This window comes from Microbispora rosea, from assembly GCF_900156315.1.
Lineage (GTDB): Bacteria > Actinomycetota > Actinomycetes > Streptosporangiales > Streptosporangiaceae > Microbispora > Microbispora rosea.
In genome coordinates this window covers 142,094-158,814 of the sequence record NZ_FTNI01000006.1, presented here as the reverse complement: position 1 = coordinate 158,814, position 16,721 = coordinate 142,094, and the positions used below count along the sequence as shown (strand labels likewise).

The window sequence follows — 16,721 nt, the reverse complement described above, 5'->3', positions numbered from 1 at the left end:
GAAGGCCGAACACGGAGCAAACGGAGTGCAAACGGGAATCAACCGCCATAGGCGAGTCTGAGCCCCGTGAAGAGGGATATGTCGCATTACCTCGGCGAGTTGCTCGTGTGGGAGATCGAGGACTATCTCCGTGCCCGATCGGCCCGGCCGGAGCGGGCCCGGGTGGCCCGCATCCGAGTGCCCGACCGGCCCGCGGCCGAGACGGTCGCCGCCGACCTGGAGGCGGGCGGCAGTTTCTACGCCGCGGCGAGGCGTGCCATGGCGCTGGGCATGACCCTGCCGGACGACCTGTTCGGCGTGGTGACCAGGGACGAGCATCCGGAGGTGTTCGAGGCCGTGCCGGGCACCACGCTGCCGCCGAAGCGCGAGGGCGAGGGATTCCTCATCATCCGGCTGGTCGCGTTCGAGCCCTGACATACGGCATGAGGGCCTCCCGCGGGAGTCGATCCCGCTCGGAGGCCCTCACGACTGTCACGGTGACCCGCCGCCCTTGGGCGTGTCCGGCAAATCAAGCCGCGCCGCGCTCCGCTCCCCCAGCCGGTGAACGGTGGCGGACTGCGCACTAGCGTGCGACGGCGCCGGTGACCTCTCTGTCGACAATCCTGGTCGCGCCGGCCTCCCGGGCGCAGTGCGCGCAGCAGAACCAGCGGCCGTCGAGCTCGGAGCCGTGGCCCACGATGCGGCACCCGCAGTGCTCGCATACCGGCGCCATCCGGCTGATGGCGCATTCGAAACTGTCGAAGACGTGCACCGCTCCCTGCGTGTGCACTTCGAAGGCCATGTCGTAATCGTTGCCGCAGACCTCACAGGTAGCCATGGTTTTCCCCCCGTCGACTCGCGGTCGAGGGGGGAAATACCCGCGTGAACCTGCACGAACACCGGCTTACAGGGCACCGAGCAGGGCCTTGGCCACGGACTTCGCCCCGGTGGCCGCCTCCTTCGGGTCCATGAGGACGGAGTCGGGCGCGTTGATCGGTGTGTTCTCCGGACGGTCGCTGCCCGACAGCAGCACCCATATGACGTTCTTGCCGTCCAGCGCGTAGATCTCGTACCGGTTGCCCTGGGCCGTGTCGGTGCGTTGCCGGATCGCCTGGCCGAACGCCTCCTGCCCGAAGCCGGTCAGCTTCTCGACCTTGCCCCACTTGATGCCGCCGATCTCGCTGCTCGCCGTGAACTTGGTCTTCGAGCGCTGATCGATGAGGTAGTAACGGGCGGATTCCGCGTCCCAGAAGGTGTGGATGGCGACACGCAGGTTGCGCCACCGGACCTTGCCTCCGCCGAGCGGCAGCTTCTCGTTCCACCACTGGCACTGGGAGACGTTCGAGTGGCCCTCCTTGCTCCGCACCGCCGCGCCCTCGGTGTCCGGCACCAGGGTCGCGGCCAGCGTCTTGAGGCTCACGCAGGCCTTGGGCAGGGGGATCCGGGTGGGCGAGGGCGACGGCGACGGGCTCGGCTTGGGACGCGCGTGGTACGGCAGCGGCTGCCCGGCCCGCCAGGCGGTCACCGACTTGGCGAGCTGCCCGAGCAGGCCCTTCACCTCACGCAGGGCGTTCTCCTCGGTGATCGACTGCGTGCTCTCCGTCGACAGGAAATCGGCTTCCTTCTTCTTCTGGCTCGCCTCGAACTTCACCTGGAAGACCACGTCGCCCACCCGGCCGACTCCCTGGCCGAAGGAGTACCAGTACTTGTCCCCCTCCCGCGTCCATTGGTACTGCGCGGCCGCCTGGTCTCCGACGCCCTGGTACTCCCGGACCGGCGAGTAGTAGTGCTCCTCGTCCGAATGGGTCGACTGGTACTTGTACTGCTTGAACTCGCCGTCGAACTGGATCCGCGCCGCCTTCTCCGCCGTGGTCGTCCCGATCGCCTCGTACTTCGACACGTTCACCGTGATCTCACGACTGCGGGTGACGTCCTTGTACGAGATGTTCCGGTTGACCCAGCCGCAGGTGTAGCGGACGTAGCTGACGAGGGTGTCGCCACGGTTGTCGTTCGTCGAGGAGTCGATCGTGGCTCCCGGCACGAGTCGCTCGGCCTCGTCCGGGTCGAGCATCGAGCACACGTCGGCGGTCGCCGCCACCGGCGCGGCCGACGCCGACTTCTCGGCCGTCGCCGCCGTCGTCGCTCCCGCCTTGGCGGGCGTCCCCGTCTGGCGCACCGTCATGAACGCGAACGTCCCCCCGGCCACCACCAGCACGGCGACGACCGCCGCCACCGGCAGCACCCACACCCGCCGCGCCGGAACGGAGGGCTGGGTCGGCATCTGCCACAACTCGGGCGGAGGCGGCGTCGCCGCCTGCCACCCCTGCCCCGGCGTCCCAAGCGGCGGACCACCCGGCCCACCCTGCCCGCCCGGCGATGGATAGGGATTCGACTGGGGTGATTGAGACGGCTGCGGGGCGCCCCCGGGCACGGCACCCGGGTAGGCACCGGGCTGGGGCTGCGGCCCTGGCGGCGGACCTGGATATGGGCTCGAGTACCCGCCCTGCTGCGGCTGGGAACCGGGGTACGCACCCGGCTGCGATTGCGGACCCGGCGGTGGACCGGGGTAGCCGCCCGGCTGAGGCGATTGAGCCGCAGGCATGCCGGGCTGTGCGCCGGACGGCTGCGCACTGGGCTGCGAACCGAACGGCGGACCGGGCTGGGGCCCGGAAGGACCGGGATAGGGCCCCGGGGCGGGATACCCGCCCTGCTGCGGCTGCGGACCGGGGTAGGCACCCTGCTGCGGCTGGGGACCGGGGTAGGCACCCTGCTGCGGCTGGGAACCCGGCGGTGAACCGGGGTACCCGCCCGGCTGCGATTGCGGACCCGGCGGTGAACCGGGATACGCGCCCTGCTGCGGCTGCGGACCCGGTGGTGAACCCGGGTACCCACCCGGCTGCGGCTGGGAAATTGGCAGTGGACCGGGATACGCACCCGGCAGCGGCTGAGGACCGGAGTAGGCACCCGGCTGCGGCTGGGAACCCGGCGGTGAACCGGGATACGCACCCGGTTGAGGCGGTTGAGCCGCAGGCATGCCGGGCTGGGACCCGGGCTGTGCACCGGGCTGCGAACCGAACGGCGGACCGGGCTGCGGATCGGGCTGGGACCCGGGCGGCGGACCGTACGGGGGCGGGTAGGGCGGCACTCCCGGCTGGACCGGCGCTCCCGGTTGGGGGTAGCCCTGAGGCGGGTACGGCGGCATGCCCTGCCGGGGGCGGTCGTCCCGGGGAGGCGTCTCGCCGGGCTCGACGGGGGCGTCGTCACCGCTGGTCATGGGGGTCTCCTACAGATGCTGAGCGGGAGGTCACCCGAGCCCGATGCCGACGAGTTCGGCTGCGCGCTCGGCCGTGCGCCGGTCGGCCGGGGTGACCGAGGGGTCACCGGCGCGCCGGTAGGCGACCTCGACGATGAGATTGCTGCGGCGGAACCAGACCGTTGCCCCGGTGGTCCCGGCGGCGGGGTCGGAGGAGTCACAGGTGAAGGCCTCGTCGGCGATCCCGGGCCGGTCGCGCGCGGCGGCGCCCCGCGAGGCCCGCTCCGCCGCGAGGTCGCGGGAGGCCGCCGCCTCCCCCTCCCCCTCGGACGGCAACCGGTATCCGACCGTGATCGTTCCGTCGTGGCCGGTGATGTGCTCCTTCCACTCGCATCGCCCCTCGGCGGCTTCCCCACGCGGCGTGACGCCGAGGAGGTCACGGATCTGCGCGTCTGTCAGGCTCCGGCAGGCGTCGGGGACTCCGGCGAAGCGCCCCGAGCCGCCCTGTTTCCCGGACATGAGAAGCCAGGCGCCCAGGCCCGCCGCGAGGCCGACCACTACCACCAGGGCCGCCACGACGACGAGACGCAATGTTCCGGCGGGCCGGCCGGCGGGTGCGGGAGCGGGGGCGGGCTGCGCGGCGGCGGCGTGCAGGGCCTGCCGTACGACCTCGGGCGGCGGACGGCGCGCCGGGTCCTTGTCGAGCAGGGCGACCACGATCCACGCGAGCACCCGCGAGGCCCGGGTCATCGGCCGGGGCTCGTGGAGCAGGACGGCGGCGACGAGCGCGGCCGCCATGTTGCGGTGGAAGGGCGGCTCCCCCTCGACGGCGGTGTAGAGCGTGGCCCCGAGGGACCACAGGTCGGAGGGCGGCCCGTCCGGCTCGTCGCGGAACCGTTCCGGAGCCATGTAGTTGGGCGAGCCCGCCGAGCTCTGCCAGGAGTGCCCGGCGCCGCCGAGCGGCGCCGCGATCCCGAAGTCGGTGAGCAGGGCGCGGCCGTCCGGGCCGATGAGGACGTTGGCCGGTTTGACGTCGCGGTGCAGGATGCCCCGGGCGTGGGCCGCCTCCAGCGCGTCGAGCACGGCCAGCCCGATCTCGGCGACGCGTTCGGAGGCCAGCGGCCCGTCCTCTCGGATGATCTTGTCGAGGGAGCGGCCTGGCACCAGGTCCATGACGATCCACGGCTGCCCGGCGTGCCCGACGACATCGTGGACCGTCACGATGGACGGGTGGGTGAGCCGTCCGGCCGCCCGGGCCTCCTCGACGGCTCTGCCGAGGAAGTCGGCGCGCTGCCGGTCGTCCAGGTCCGGCGGGACGTGCAGCTGCTTGATCGCCACCTCCCGGCGCAGCAGCTGGTCGTGGGCGCGCCAGACCGTGCCGCCGCCGCCCTCGCCGAGCGGTTCGGCGAGGCGGTATCGCCCGGCGAGCACGTCCACGGCTAGGCCAGCCCCCTCAGTCCCTCGGCCGCCGACGCCGACGCCGCGACGGCCCGGTCTCGCAGGTCGGCCGGGGAGCTCACGTCGAGGTCGGCGTACTGGAGCCGGATGACGAGGTCGCCGAGCCTGAAGTACACGTAGACGGCCTGTGCCCTGCCCTCCGGGGTGGTGAGGTCGACGGCGAACGCCTCGTCGGCCAGGCCCGGCGTCTCCCGTCCTGCCGTCTCGATGGCCTGGGTCCTCCGGTCGAGGCCGATCTCGTACCAGAGCCAGCTCACGTCGCGCGGCCCCGACGCGTACTGCCTGCGCAGCCCTTCCATCAGCGTCTGCGCGGAGGCCGTGTCGAGCCCCCACGGCTCGGGGGTGTCGGAGTCGGTCTCGGCGCTCAGCTCGACGCCGCTGCCCTTCACGGTCCACTGGCAGCTCGTCTTCCCCGGCCGGGGCTGCGCCGAGGCGCCCAGGATCCGCCGCGCCTCCTCGGCCGGCAGCGCGCGGCACAGGTCCACGGCACCGTTGAAGGTGGGCGAGACCCGGCGTACGGGGTCGCGGGGCGGATCGCCCGCCCTGACGGAGAACACGACCGCCGCCACGGCGACCGCGACGCCTGCCACGGCGCCTGCCACGGCGGCGTACCACCATCGGAGACTCCGCTTCCGCGCCTCGATCCGCAGGCCGGGCCGGGGACCGAGATCGGGAACGCCGCCGTCGGCCACCTGCCGCAGCAGCCTGAGCGCGGTCGCCGCGTCGGGGCGGGCGGCCGGGTCGCGCGCCATCATCCACGTCAGCACCGGGCCGAGCGGGCCCGCGAGCACCGGCGGACGGGGATCCTGGGTGAGGGTCGCCCGGATCACCTCGGAATGCGAGCCCTGGTAGGGGGCGACGCCCTCGACGGCGGTGTAGAGGGTGGCGGCGAGCGACCACAGGTCGGCGGCCGGGCCGCCGGGCGCGCCCGCGAGCCGTTCCGGGGCGATGAACCCCGGTGAGCCGACCATCAGGCCGGCCTCGGTGATCGACGCCTGGTCGGCCGGGCGGGCGATGCCGAAGTCGGTGAGGAGCACCCGGCCGTCGGCGGAGAGGAAGATATTGCCGGGCTTGACGTCCCGGTGCTGCACGCCCTCGGCGTGCGTGGCCCCCAACGCGTCGAGCAGGCGGGCGCCGAGGTCCGCCACCTGCCGGTGCGCCAGCGGCCCGTACGCGGTGATCTGCCGGGCGAGATCGTGGCCGTGCAGCAGCTCCATGACGATCCACGGCCTGCCGTCCTGGAGGAGCACGTCGTGGAGTGCGACGATCCCGGGATGCCGGACGCGCGCGGTGACCTCCGCCTCGCGCATGACCCTGGCGATCAGCTCGGCCCGCTCGCGCTCGCCGAGGCCCTCCGGGAGGCGGAGTTCCTTGATCGCGACCTCGCGGTCGAGCACGGAGTCTCTGGCCAGCCACACCGTGCCCATGCCGCCGGAGCCCAGCGGGCGCAGGAGGTGGTATCGCGAGGCCAGCGTCCCCCTCAGCGATTCGGCCATATCGGGGAGAATAGCGAAAGCGTGATCGATACGCCCGCCGCGCACAGAACCGGCCTGTCTGCCAAAGCGCCGGTTATCGGCTCAGAACGATCACCGTACGTCAGAAAAGACGCGGCGGGCAAGGGTGTGCAGCCCATCGGGGCCACGTCATCAGAGGGGGCGGAACGGGCTGCCCCACGTCTGCAACGCCGTCCGGACTCGGGGTGGGCCGCCGTCCGGGACTCGGGGGTGGGCGGGTGCGGAGGCCGGCGTAAGACCGTGCCCTGTACCACCGCGCCCGCGATGGCCGCTCCCGAGGCTCACCGGACCGCAACTATCACGGCCGGCCGGAGCACCCGCCCGCCCCCGCGGCGACACGCACAACCAGAAACGACCCGTCACCTAACCCCACTCCGATGCGTCACACACAACCAGAAACGCTCAATCGCACAACCGCCCCCGCCCGATGCCCCACGCACAACCAGAAGCGATCAGTCCGCTCGCCCCGCTCGCCGCCGCACGACCGAACGCCCCACTGGTCGCGGCACGAGCGGAACGCCCCGCGCACGTATGCGCGCGGGGCGTCCGTTGTTCTCGGCAGGAGCCTCAGCGCAAGGCAAGGTCCTTGATCCGGACGTCGCCGGTGAAGACCAGGTACACGTCCTTCACGCCATTGGCACCCGACACGGAGGCGGTCGCGGGGGCCCAGGAGTAGATCCCACCGGTCGCGGCAACCGGGATCGTGGCCACCGTGGCGCCGGTCGGCGAGCCGAGGCGCACCTCGATGGTCCCGCCGCCCGTGGAGGCCACCCCGGCCGTCACCGTGCGGGGCTTGCGGAGCTGGACGTCCTTGAAGGCGATCCAGCCGCCGTCCGCGCCCGCCACCGCGTCGCCGCGCACCTTGGTCTCGTCGACCAGGTGGATGCCCGAGTAGTCGTCGAAGTCGACCGCGCGGGTGGTCTGCGACAGGTCGCGGTGCGGGATGTTCTCGCCCTTGACGTTGATCGTCGCCCGCTGGCGGATGTTCGCCGAGGACGACCCGACGAGCACGTCGTGGGTCGCGTTCTCGACGGTCCACTTGTTCCGCGTGACGTCCCAGAGCGCCAGGTCGCTCTTCTTGACGGTGAAGGCGATCGTTTTCGTCTGACCCGGCGCCAGCGTCACCCGCTGGAACGCGCGAAGCTGCTTGACCGGCTGCTTCACCCGCGACTTGTGCTGGTGGGTGTAGAGCTGCACGACCTCGTCGCCGGCCCGGGAGCCGGTGTTGGTCACCTTGACCGAGACCTCGTACGCGTCGCCCTTCGGCACCGCCTTGAGGCCCTGGTAGGAGAACGACGTGTACGACAGGCCGTACCCGAACGGGTAGAGCGGCTTGCCCTGGTAGTACAGGTACGTCCGGTCCTTCTTGACGATGTCGTAGTCGAGGATGCCCGGCAGCTCGTCGGCCGAGCGGTACCAGGTCTGGGTGAGCCGTCCCGCCGGGTTGACGTCGCCGTACAGCACGTCGGCGAGGGCGTGCCCGGTCTCGGCGCCCGCGTGGGTGGTCCACAGGATGGCGGGGACGTTGTCCTGCTCCCAGTTGATCGTGGTCGGGTAGCTGTTCTCCAGCACCACCACCGTGTTCGGGTTGGCCGCCTTCACGGCCTTGACCAGCGCCTCCTGGCCCTCGGCGAGGTTCATGTCGGTGCGGTCGTGGTCCTCGCGCCCGTTGATGAACGGCATGCTGCCGACCACGACGACCGCCACGTCGGCGGCCTTGGCCTTGGCGACGGCGTCGTCCACGCCTCGGGAGACGACCTCCTTGGCGTAGTGCGTGGCCTGGTCGGCGGTGGTCAGGCTGAGCGTGCCGTCGGCCGCCGCCTTGACGTACTTGTCCTGCCCGAACCAGTCGTAGGCCGTTTCGTAACCGGCGTACCGCAGCAGAGAGGTGCCGTCGGACTGCGGCTCCAGGGTGAACTGCTCCTGCACGAACCAGCCGGACGGCTGGTCGGCGGTGTTGGCCAGCGTCGCCCAGTTGGCCCGGCTGACGTACTTGCCGTTGGCCACACTGCGCAGCGTCAGCACGCCCTGACCCCAGTCGAACGCGTCGAACTGCTCGGTGTCGCCGAGGGCCGTCGCGCTCTCCTTGAGGTCGCCGCCGGACGCGGGGGCGCTGATGTACTTCCCGGTGGCGACGTCCTTGAGCGCGATTCGGTCGACGCCCTCGGAGGAGGCCACCGACGCGGCCCGCTCCTTGAGACCGTCGAGCGGGGTCACCTTGTAGGGCAGGCTGCCCGAATACCAGTCGGTGTAGAGCACGTTCGCCAGCGGGCCGACCACGGCGACCTTCTTGCCGGGCTTCAGCGGCAGCGCGCCGCCGGAGTTCTTCAGCAGCACCATCGCCTTGGCCGCGGTCTCGCGCGCCAGCTTCCGGTGTGCCGGGCTGTCGATCACGTCCTTGGTGATCTTCGCGTACGGCCCGCCGTCGGGGTCGAACTCGCCGAGCCGGAAGCGGATGCTCAGCTGGTGCCGGACCGCGTCGTCGACGTCCGCCTGCGTGAGCAGCCCCTTCGACAGCGCCTCCTTGACGGCCGCGACGGTCGGGGCGCCGTTGGCGTCGTCCACGGTGAAGCTGTCGAGCCCCGCCTTGATCAGCGCGGCGTCGGCCTCGGCCTGGGTGGCGTAGTACTTCTCGGAGTTGACCAGGTTGTTCGGCGCCCCGGCGTCGGTCACGTTGAACAGCGTCCGCTTCGTCCAGGAGCGGACCACGTCGTCGAGGTCGGGGTTGACCGTGTTCGGCCGGCCGTTCACGAGGTTGTACGACGCCATCACGCCGGTCGCCGCGTCGGCCTCGATGGCCGGCTTGAAGGCCGCCTCGTCGTACTCGTGCTTCACCCGCGGGGGCAGCTCCGACGACGAGGTGTCGCGGGTGACCTCGTTGTTGTTGGCCAGGTAGTGCTTCAGCGTGGGCGCCGTCTTCAGGTGGTCGGGATCGTCGCCCTCCAGGCCGGAGCCGTACGCCGTGGAGATGGCGCCGGTCAGCGTGGGGTCCTCCGAGTAGCCCTCCTCGTTGCGCCCCCAGCGCGGGTCGCGCAGCAGGTTGACCACGGGGGCCCAGAGGTTGAGTCCCCACACGGTGGGATTCTCGGCGTGGTGGCCGCGGGCCTCGTCGCCGACGGCCGAGCCGACCCGCTTGATCAGGGCGGTGTCCCAGGTGCTGGCCAGGCCGACCGCCTGGGGGAAGACGGTGCCCTTGGCGGTGACCACGGCGCCGTTGTCGGTGTAGTCGGTCGACCAGGCGACGCCGTGCAGCGCCTCGGTGCCCGTCTTGAACAGCTTGATGCCGAGGCGGTCGATCGCGGGGGCGTACTGGTGCAGCATCGCCACCTTCTCGTCCGGCGTGAGCCGGTTGAGCAGGTCGTCGACGCGCTGGGCGAGCGGCAGCGACGGGTCGCGGAACGGATAGTCGTCGGCCGCCCTCGCGGGGCCGGCGCCCAGGCTCAGTGCCAGGGCCAGGGCGGCCGACGCGGACAGCATCGCCGAACGGCGATGGGACATTGCGCCTCCAGGTCAGGTAGTGACGCGTTATTCGGGGGTGTTATTTGGGGGTGTTACTTGATGGCGCCCACCGTGACGCCACGGGTCAGCGTGCGCTGGAAGATCAGGAAGAAGGCCACGGCGGGGATGATGCCGAGCAGTGCGGACGCGCTGGACATGGTGGCGTCCATCATCTTCTCGCCCTGCAGGACGCCCAGGGCGACCGGCACGGTCTGGTTGTCGTTGGAGATGAGGAACACCATCGGCAGGAAGAACTCGTTCCACGTCCAGATGAAGAAGAAGATCAGCAGCACCGAGAGGGTCGGGCGGCTGATGGGCACGACGATGCCCCACAGCATCCGCCGCCTGCTCGCGCCGTCGATCTCGGCCGCCTCCAGGATCCCCCGGGGGAACTGCCCGAGCACCGACGAGAGCAGGTAGGTCCCGAAGGCCGCCTGGATCACCGTGAAGATCAGGATGACGGCGAGCTTCGAGTCGTACAGCCCCACCTCCTTCGACAGGTAGTAGAGCGGGTAGACCAGCGCCTCCTGCGGCAGCGTGTTGGCGACCAGGAACAGCACGAGGATCCACAGCCGGCCGCGGACCCTGCCGATGCCCAGCGCGTACGCGTTGAGCACCGACAGCACCACCGCGGCGACCGCGACGACGCCGCTGATCAGGAGGCTGTTCCAGAGCTTCAGGCCGAAGTCGACGCGGTCCCAGAAGGCGACGATCCCGTCGAGGTAGAACCCGTGGGGCAGGCTCAGCGGGCCGCCGGAGGAGTATTCGGCCGGGGACTTGAACGCGTTGAGCGTGACGATGACGAAGGGGAAGAGCATCACGACCGCGAGCACGACCAGCGCCGCGAGCACGGCCCACCGCCCCGGCTGGCGGAAGGTGCGATCGGCGTTCACGACTCACTCTCCTGGTCACGCTCCTGGACCCGCAGGAAGAGGAAGGTCACCACGACGATGATCAGGGCGAGCACGGTCGCGATGGCCGAGCCGTATCCGACGTTGACCTTCTCGAAGAAGTTCAGATAGGAGAAGTACGACGGCACCATCGTCGCGGAGCCGGGTCCTCCCCTGGTGAGCACGAAGATCGGCCCGAACACCTTGAGCGCCGCGATCGTGCAGGTCAGCAGCACCACGAAGATCTCCGGCCGGATCTGCGGGATCGTGATGTGCCAGAACCTGCGCCACCACGAGGCGCCGTCGATCTCGGCCGCCTCGTACAGGGAGGGATCGACCCGCTGGAGCCCGGCCATGAAGATGACGACCGGGTAGCCGAGCTGGAACCACACCATGATCGCCATGACCGTCGCCAGCGCGATGTCGGGGTCGCCCAGCCAGTTGACCTTGATCCCGAAGATCTGGTTCACCGCGCCGTACGACGGGTGGAGCATCCAGCCCCACACCACGCCGGCCACCGCGACGGGCAGCACCTGCGGCAGGTAGAAGGCCGCGCGCAGGGCCGAGGCCGTACGCCCGCCGAACCGCTTGGCGATGTAGTCGAACAGCGCGGAGGCGAGCACCAGGCCGATGATCGTCGGCATCACGGCCATCGCGATGATCAGTGCGACGTTGTGCTCGAAGGACGCCCAGAAGCGCTCGTCCTTGAACAGCTTCGTGTAGTTGTCGAGCCCGATCCAGGTGGGGGTGCCGACGCCGGACCAGCGGGTGAAGCTCGTCGCCACGTTCATCAGGAGCGGGACGACGATGATCGCGAGGAACAGCACCAGGCTCGGAACCAGGTAGAGCCAGTAGCCGCCCCTCCCGCGCGGGCGGGCCGTGCCCGCGCCGGGTGGTGCCATGTGTGGAGACCTTTCCAGAAGGGGCCCGGCGGCGGGGACCGGTCAGGCAGCCCCGCCGCCGGAGTCGGAGGGAGATCGGGCCCCGCCCTGCTCAGGCCGGCGGGACCCGTTCTAGTTGCCGATGTCGGCCAGGTTGTCGTTGTACGGCTGGGCGATCTCGTCCAGGACCTCCTCCGGCTTCTTGCTGCCGTTGATCAGTTCCTGGATGCCGGCGACGAGCACGTCGTAGTAGCCGGGAGCCGGCCAGTCAGGGTAGAAGGCCAGGCCGTCCTGCGTCGAGAGCCTGTTGAAGTTCTCGATGAGCTCCTTGTTCTGCGCGTCGGTGATCGCAGTGGGGTCGGCCGCGACCGGGACGCCGCCCGAGTTGCCGAGCAGGTTCTGGATCTCCTTCTTCATCGTGATGTCGATGAAGTCGTAGGCGAGGTCCTTGTTCTTGGACTTCTCGGGCACGACCCACAGGTTGCCGCTGGATCCCGGGGCGAACTGGCCCGGCCACAGGAACGAGCCCCACGTGAAGTCCTTGATCTCCTCCTGGAGACGGCCGAACCACCAGCTGCCCGACACCATGATCGGGAACTTGCCGCCGATGAACGCCACGCCCATGTCCTCGGCCTTCATGCCGGCCGAGTCCTTGCTGACGTAGCCCTTCTTCACCCAGTCGGAGAAGGTCTGGGCCGCGTAGGTGAACTCGGGGCCGTGGAAGTCGACCTTGCCCTTGTAGAGCTCGAAGGAGTCGATCCAGGCGCGGTTGGCCTTGTTCAGCGCGAGCAGGTAGAACAGCTGCTGGGCGGGGTATTCGGCGCCCGCCATCGCGATCGGCGTGGTGCCCTTCTTCGCGAACGCGTCGAGCGCGGCGGTGAACTCGTCGAAGGTGGTGGGCACCTTGACGCCCGCCTTATCGAACATGTCCTTGTTGTAGTAGACCATCACGTACTCGCCGTAGTTCGGCACGCCGAACCACTTGCCCGAGCCCATGATGCCCCGCTCGTCGTACTTCGCGGTGGTCTGCAGCGACGGGCTGAGCAGCTTGTCCCAGCCGCGCTTGGTGGCCTCCTCGGTCAGGTCGGTGAGCAGGCCCTGCTTGGACAGCAGGCCCGCGGTGGCGTTGCCCTTGTTGTACTCCATGATGTCCGGGGCCTCGTCGGAGTTGAGGACCATGCCCGCGGTCTTCTGGATCTGCTCGAAGCCCTTCTCCTCGAACTTCACCTTGACGCCGGGGTGGCTCGCCTCGAAGTCCTTCATCGCCTGCGCCCAGGCGGTGCCCATGGCGCTGTTGCCGGTCTCGTAGTGCCAGAGGGTGAGGGTCTTGCCCTCGGCGGAGCCGCCGCTGCCGCTATCGGAATCACCAGAGGATCCACCGCACGCGCTGAGCGCCAGTGCGGCCGCGGCCAGTGCCGCCACCGCCGCGCTCCTGCCTACTCTGAACATGGTCTTTCTCCAGGGGGTGTGCCTAGTTGATGACGACCGGGGCGCCGGGGCCGACGAACTCGACGCCGTCGATCTGCTTGGGGCCCTCGGCGGTGACGACCAGCCTGTCGCCGTCCCGCACCGCCGTGACCGTCGTGTCGCCGTCCAGGTCCCTGATCGTCGTACGGCTCTCGCGCTCCGGCAGGCCGAAGGCGAGCAGCGAGACCCGGGGGTCGTCGGCCACCGTGTCGCCCGGCTCGGTGACCGGGATCAGCGAGCCGTGCCGTACGAACAGGGGAATCTGGTCGAGCGGCGGCGACACCGTGACGTAACGCCCGCCGTCGACGGCCTCACCCGTCCAGTAGTCCACCCACACCCCCGAGGGCAGGTAGACCTTCCGGGTGCCGTCGGCGGAGGTCATCGGAGCGACGAGCAGGTCGGTGCCGAGAAGGTACTCCAGGTCCGCCTGCCAGGCCACCGGGTCGTCCGGGTGGTCGACGCACAGGGCGCGCAGGATCGGCGCGCCCGTCTCGGCCGCGGTGACGGCCGCCGAATAGATGTACGGCATGAGCCGGTAGCGCAGCCGCAGCGCCTCGACGGCGGCCTGCTCGGCGTGCGGCGGGAACTCCCAGGGCTCCCGGGTGGTCGTGCCGTGGAACCGTACGAGCGGGGACAGCGCGGCGAACTGCGACCAGCGGATGTAGAGGTCCGGGCTGGGCGTGCCGGTGAATCCGCCCGCGTCGTGGCTCCAGAAGGGGATGCCGGACAGGCCGTGCGACAGCCCGCCCCTGATCGTGCTGCCCATCGCGGAGTAGGTGGTGTCGACGTCGCCGCTCCACTGGGCCGAGTGGCGCTGGCCGCCGAGGTAGGACGAGCGCGCCCAGACCAGGCTGTGCCCGTTCACCTCGCGGGTGACGTCCGCGACGATGTCGTTGAACAGCAGCGCGTAGACGTTGTGCAGCTCGGTGCCGGTCATGCCGTTGAAGGCCACGGCGTCGGCGGGGACGCCCTCGGCGAAGTCGGTCTTGAACGCCGCCACGCCCTCGCGCAGGCGGTCGCGCAGCAGCCCCTTGAACCACTCCACCGCCTCCGGGTTGGTGAAGTCCACGATGCCGCAGGCGGGGTAGGAGCCGTGCCAGGTGTCGGCGACGTACGTCTCCCCGTCGGGCCGCTTGAGGAAGTAGCCCTTCTCCGCCGCCTCCGCGAAGGCCGGGCTGAGGTGCGAGATGTAGGAGTTCATCCAGAGACAGACCTTGAAGCCCTGCTCCTTGAGCGTGGCCAGCATGCCCGCCGGGTCGGGGAACGTCTCGGGGTCCCACTGGAGATCCGACCAGTGCCCGTCCGCCTGCCAGTAGCAGTCCAGGTGGAGCACGTCGCAGGGGATGCCCCGCTCCCTGATCTTCCTGGCCCGCTCCAGCACGCGCTCCTGGCTGTCGCGGAAGAAGCCCGAGGAGATCCAGGTGCCGAACGCCCACTTCGGCGGCAGCTCGGGCCGGCAGGTCAGCCCGTCGAACCGGTCCAGGACCTCGGCGGGGGTCGGTCCCGCGATCACGTAGTAGTCGATGAGGTCGTCGGGCACGATGATCTGCACGGCGCTGTGCGTGGACTGGCACACGTCGAACTCGACCGGCGTCCCGCTGTCGACGCAGATGCCGTACCCCCTGCTGGACAGGTAGAAGGGCACGTTCTTGTACGCGCGCTGCGACTCGGCCCCGAACGCGTCGAAGTTCCACATGAGCGGGCGCTGGCCGCGCTTGTCAAGCGGCGTGAACGACTCGCCGAAGCCGCCGAACGCCTCGTCCGCCGGGGCCACGAACGTGTCGTGGTAGGCGACGGGGGCGCCGTCCACCGTGGAGCGGCCGAACGGCAGCGTGCGCAGCCGGCCGCTGATGTCAGGGTGGCCCGGGTCCTGCTCCACCAGCGTCCGGCCGGCCCGGTCGGTGAAGCGCAGGTTCCAGGGGTTCAGCCGCACCTCGGCCCGCAGCGACCCGGCGTCGATCACCACGCGGCTGTGGCTCGCCTCCACGACGGCCGCGCCGTACTCGCCGGGGGTGACCATCGAGATCGCCCGGGAGGACCGGGTGCGCGCGTCGGGGTCCTCCGACAGGCGCACCCGGATCACCCCCTCACCCGCGACCGTGATCTGCACGACGAGCGTCTCCTCCGCCGAGGTGGAACCCTTGAGCGTCACACCCCGCCCGTCGGAGGCCACCACCTCCGCGCTGGTCAGCGCGGACAGGCCCTCCTCGCCCGGCTCGCGCACCGGAAGCTCTGGAGGATCCGCCACGAAGAACTCGCGCGCGATCAATGGGGGACGGTACGGCATTGCGGCACTCCATCGGCTCATCCGGCGATTGTGGAGTTAGTTTGCCGTCCATCCCAACAAAGGTCAATGGGTTGGTACCGCTCCGGATTTGTCCAAGTTATTCCGGTTTGTGTCTAGTTGGGGTAATGTGACCGCAATCCTCGGCTAGGTAGGTGACATGGACAGGTTCGTACACGTAATGCCGCTCGACGACGTGATCGACCACGAGGGCAGCCCGGAGTGCGTCTGCGGCCCGGGCGGACAGCCCGTCACGGCCGCCGACCTCGGCGAGCCGGTTCCGCACACGGAGCGCGACGCCGTCATCCTCGGCTGGCCCCACCCCGCCGTCGGCGTGATCTACCAGCACCACCCGCTCAGCCCCTGCCACGAGTGGGAAGCGATCCCCGAGTCCTGAGGGCTTTTAATAGCCGTCAATAGCCGCCATTTCGATGAACGTGGCGTAATTGGTCAACAACTCTCGGTAACTTTCCGGCCATGCCTGGTATTGCTCACGAGATGCCGATCGAGCTCATCCGCAACCGGCCGGAGACCGCGCTGGAGCTGCTGCACTATGTGAAGAGGATCGAGCTGCCGCCCTTTGCTGCCGCACGTGTGGAATCGGCCGACAGCACTCAGCCCTCGCCGATCGAGTTCCGCGCCGACTCGGTGGTGGTCGTACGGGACGAGACCGGAACCGCGGTGATGGCCGTGATCGTAGAGGTCCAGCAGGGCCGGGACGCCGGCAAGCGGTTCAGCTGGCCGGTCTACGTCACGACGCTGCGATCTCAGCACAAGTGCGACACCGCACTGCTGGTCATCTGCCCGGATCGATCGACGGCCCGATGGTGCGAGAGGACGATCAACCTGGGTCCGAGCGGCGTCATCACCCCGCTGGCGATCGACCCCGGCCGCATACCCCTGATCACCGACCCCGACCAGGCCCGCGCCAGCCCGGAGCTCGCGGTGCTCTCGGCCGTGGCACACCCGGTCGAGGCCGATGACGAACAGGTGCTGCAGGCGATGCTGGCGGGACTGGCGACGCTGGATCAGGACCGGGCCAGAGTATATTTGAGCTACGTGATCAGCTCGCTACGCGATGTGACGGTCAAGCGTCTGGAGGAGATGATGACCACCATTCAGGACTTCGACTATCTCGGCGAAAAGTACTTCTCCCACTGGCTGGCCAAAGGCGAGCTGAAAGGTGAGAGGAAGGGCGAGATCAAGTCGATTTTCGCGGTGCTGGACGCCCGCGGCCTGAAGATCTCCGACGACGCCCGTGAGCGCATCCGCCGGTGCGATGACCCGGACCAGCTGGATGCGTGGGTCCGTAAGGCCGCCGTCATCACCACAGTCGACGAGCTGTTCGATTAAGGGCGAGTGGGCGAGCGGGCCGCCCGAGAGGGATCGCATCCCCCGAGACGGCCCGCTCGGTGCAGCCTGTCACGACCAGCGTCGCGAGGATCTTTCTCATGGTTCTCCGCTCAGGAGAAGATCTGAAGGACGCCCCCGGGCCCT

12 protein-coding genes are annotated in these 16,721 nt (G+C 69.9%); 3 read left to right on the top strand and 9 right to left on the bottom strand.

Annotated elements, in window-relative coordinates:
• Positions 1-78 precede the first annotated feature (78 nt).
• Positions 79-414 carry a peptidylprolyl isomerase gene (locus BXA11_RS11140; RefSeq protein WP_030505731.1) on the top strand — a complete coding sequence of 112 codons (336 nt, stop codon included), beginning with the start codon at positions 79-81 and terminating at the stop codon, positions 412-414.
• A gap of 148 nt (positions 415-562) precedes the next feature.
• On the opposite strand, the gene BXA11_RS11135 is transcribed toward BXA11_RS11140, so the two are convergent.
• The 9 genes from BXA11_RS11135 to BXA11_RS11095 all read right to left on the bottom strand — a co-directional run bounded on the left by BXA11_RS11135 (position 563) and on the right by BXA11_RS11095 (position 15,209).
• The gene (locus BXA11_RS11135; protein ID WP_030505732.1) at positions 563-817 is read right to left on the bottom strand and encodes a hypothetical protein; all 255 of its coding nucleotides are present in this window, start codon (positions 815-817) and stop codon (positions 563-565) included.
• A 66-nt stretch (positions 818-883) separates the two neighbouring features.
• Positions 884-2,260, bottom strand: coding sequence for a hypothetical protein (locus BXA11_RS11130; RefSeq protein WP_076434439.1), 1,377 nt, complete (start codon positions 2,258-2,260; stop codon positions 884-886).
• Positions 2,261-3,283: 1,023 nt separating this feature from the next.
• On the bottom strand, positions 3,284-4,669 hold the full coding sequence (locus BXA11_RS41275) for a serine/threonine-protein kinase (protein ID WP_076434438.1): 1,386 nt from the start codon (positions 4,667-4,669) through the stop codon (positions 3,284-3,286).
• A gap of 2 nt (positions 4,670-4,671) precedes the next feature.
• Complete coding sequence (locus BXA11_RS11120) at positions 4,672-6,186, bottom strand: serine/threonine-protein kinase (protein ID WP_076434437.1); 1,515 nt, start codon at positions 6,184-6,186, stop codon at positions 4,672-4,674.
• Between the two features lie 585 nt (positions 6,187-6,771).
• Entirely contained in the window at positions 6,772-9,702 is a 2,931-nt protein-coding gene (locus BXA11_RS11115) for a glycoside hydrolase family 3 protein (RefSeq protein ID WP_076434436.1), read from the bottom strand.
• A gap of 53 nt (positions 9,703-9,755) precedes the next feature.
• Positions 9,756-10,595 carry a carbohydrate ABC transporter permease gene (locus tag BXA11_RS11110; protein WP_030505737.1) on the bottom strand — a complete coding sequence of 280 codons (840 nt, stop codon included), beginning with the start codon at positions 10,593-10,595 and terminating at the stop codon, positions 9,756-9,758.
• Positions 10,592-11,494, bottom strand: a complete 903-nt coding sequence (locus BXA11_RS11105; RefSeq protein ID WP_076434435.1) for a carbohydrate ABC transporter permease — start codon at positions 11,492-11,494, stop codon at positions 10,592-10,594. The genes BXA11_RS11110 and BXA11_RS11105 overlap by 4 nt, the downstream gene beginning before the upstream one ends.
• 111 nt (positions 11,495-11,605) lie before the next feature.
• Positions 11,606-12,922 (bottom strand): ABC transporter substrate-binding protein, encoded by a 1,317-nt coding sequence (locus BXA11_RS11100; RefSeq protein ID WP_076434434.1) that lies wholly within the window; start codon positions 12,920-12,922, stop codon positions 11,606-11,608.
• A 22-nt stretch (positions 12,923-12,944) separates the two neighbouring features.
• Complete coding sequence (locus tag BXA11_RS11095) at positions 12,945-15,209, bottom strand: TIM-barrel domain-containing protein (RefSeq protein WP_244303581.1); 2,265 nt, start codon at positions 15,207-15,209, stop codon at positions 12,945-12,947.
• A gap of 175 nt (positions 15,210-15,384) precedes the next feature.
• On the opposite strand from BXA11_RS11095, the gene BXA11_RS11090 reads away from it, so the two are divergent.
• Together BXA11_RS11090 and BXA11_RS11085 are read left to right on the top strand one after the other, a co-directional pair.
• Positions 15,385-15,621, top strand: a complete 237-nt coding sequence (locus BXA11_RS11090) for a hypothetical protein (protein WP_036404540.1) — start codon at positions 15,385-15,387, stop codon at positions 15,619-15,621.
• A gap of 101 nt (positions 15,622-15,722) precedes the next feature.
• Entirely contained in the window at positions 15,723-16,577 is an 855-nt protein-coding gene (locus BXA11_RS11085) for a hypothetical protein (RefSeq protein WP_083744141.1), read from the top strand.
• The last annotated feature ends 144 nt before the right edge of the window (positions 16,578-16,721 follow it).

Bases quoted from the DNA above. Each gene is read 5' to 3' on its own strand.
- BXA11_RS11140 (WP_030505731.1), top strand. From the start codon at position 79: ATGTCGCATTACCTCGGCGAGTTGCTCGTGTGGGAGATCGAGGACTAT.
- BXA11_RS11135 (WP_030505732.1), bottom strand. From the start codon at position 817: ATGGCTACCTGTGAGGTCTGCGGCAACGATTACGACATGGCCTTCGAA.
- BXA11_RS11130 (WP_076434439.1), bottom strand. From the start codon at position 2,260: ATGCCGACCCAGCCCTCCGTTCCGGCGCGGCGGGTGTGGGTGCTGCCG.
- BXA11_RS11120 (WP_076434437.1), bottom strand. From the start codon at position 6,186: ATGGCCGAATCGCTGAGGGGGACGCTGGCCTCGCGATACCACCTCCTG.
- BXA11_RS11115 (WP_076434436.1), bottom strand. From the start codon at position 9,702: ATGTCCCATCGCCGTTCGGCGATGCTGTCCGCGTCGGCCGCCCTGGCC.
- BXA11_RS11105 (WP_076434435.1), bottom strand. From the start codon at position 11,494: ATGGCACCACCCGGCGCGGGCACGGCCCGCCCGCGCGGGAGGGGCGGC.
- BXA11_RS11100 (WP_076434434.1), bottom strand. From the start codon at position 12,922: ATGTTCAGAGTAGGCAGGAGCGCGGCGGTGGCGGCACTGGCCGCGGCC.
- BXA11_RS11090 (WP_036404540.1), top strand. From the start codon at position 15,385: ATGGACAGGTTCGTACACGTAATGCCGCTCGACGACGTGATCGACCAC.
- BXA11_RS11085 (WP_083744141.1), top strand. From the start codon at position 15,723: ATGCCGATCGAGCTCATCCGCAACCGGCCGGAGACCGCGCTGGAGCTG.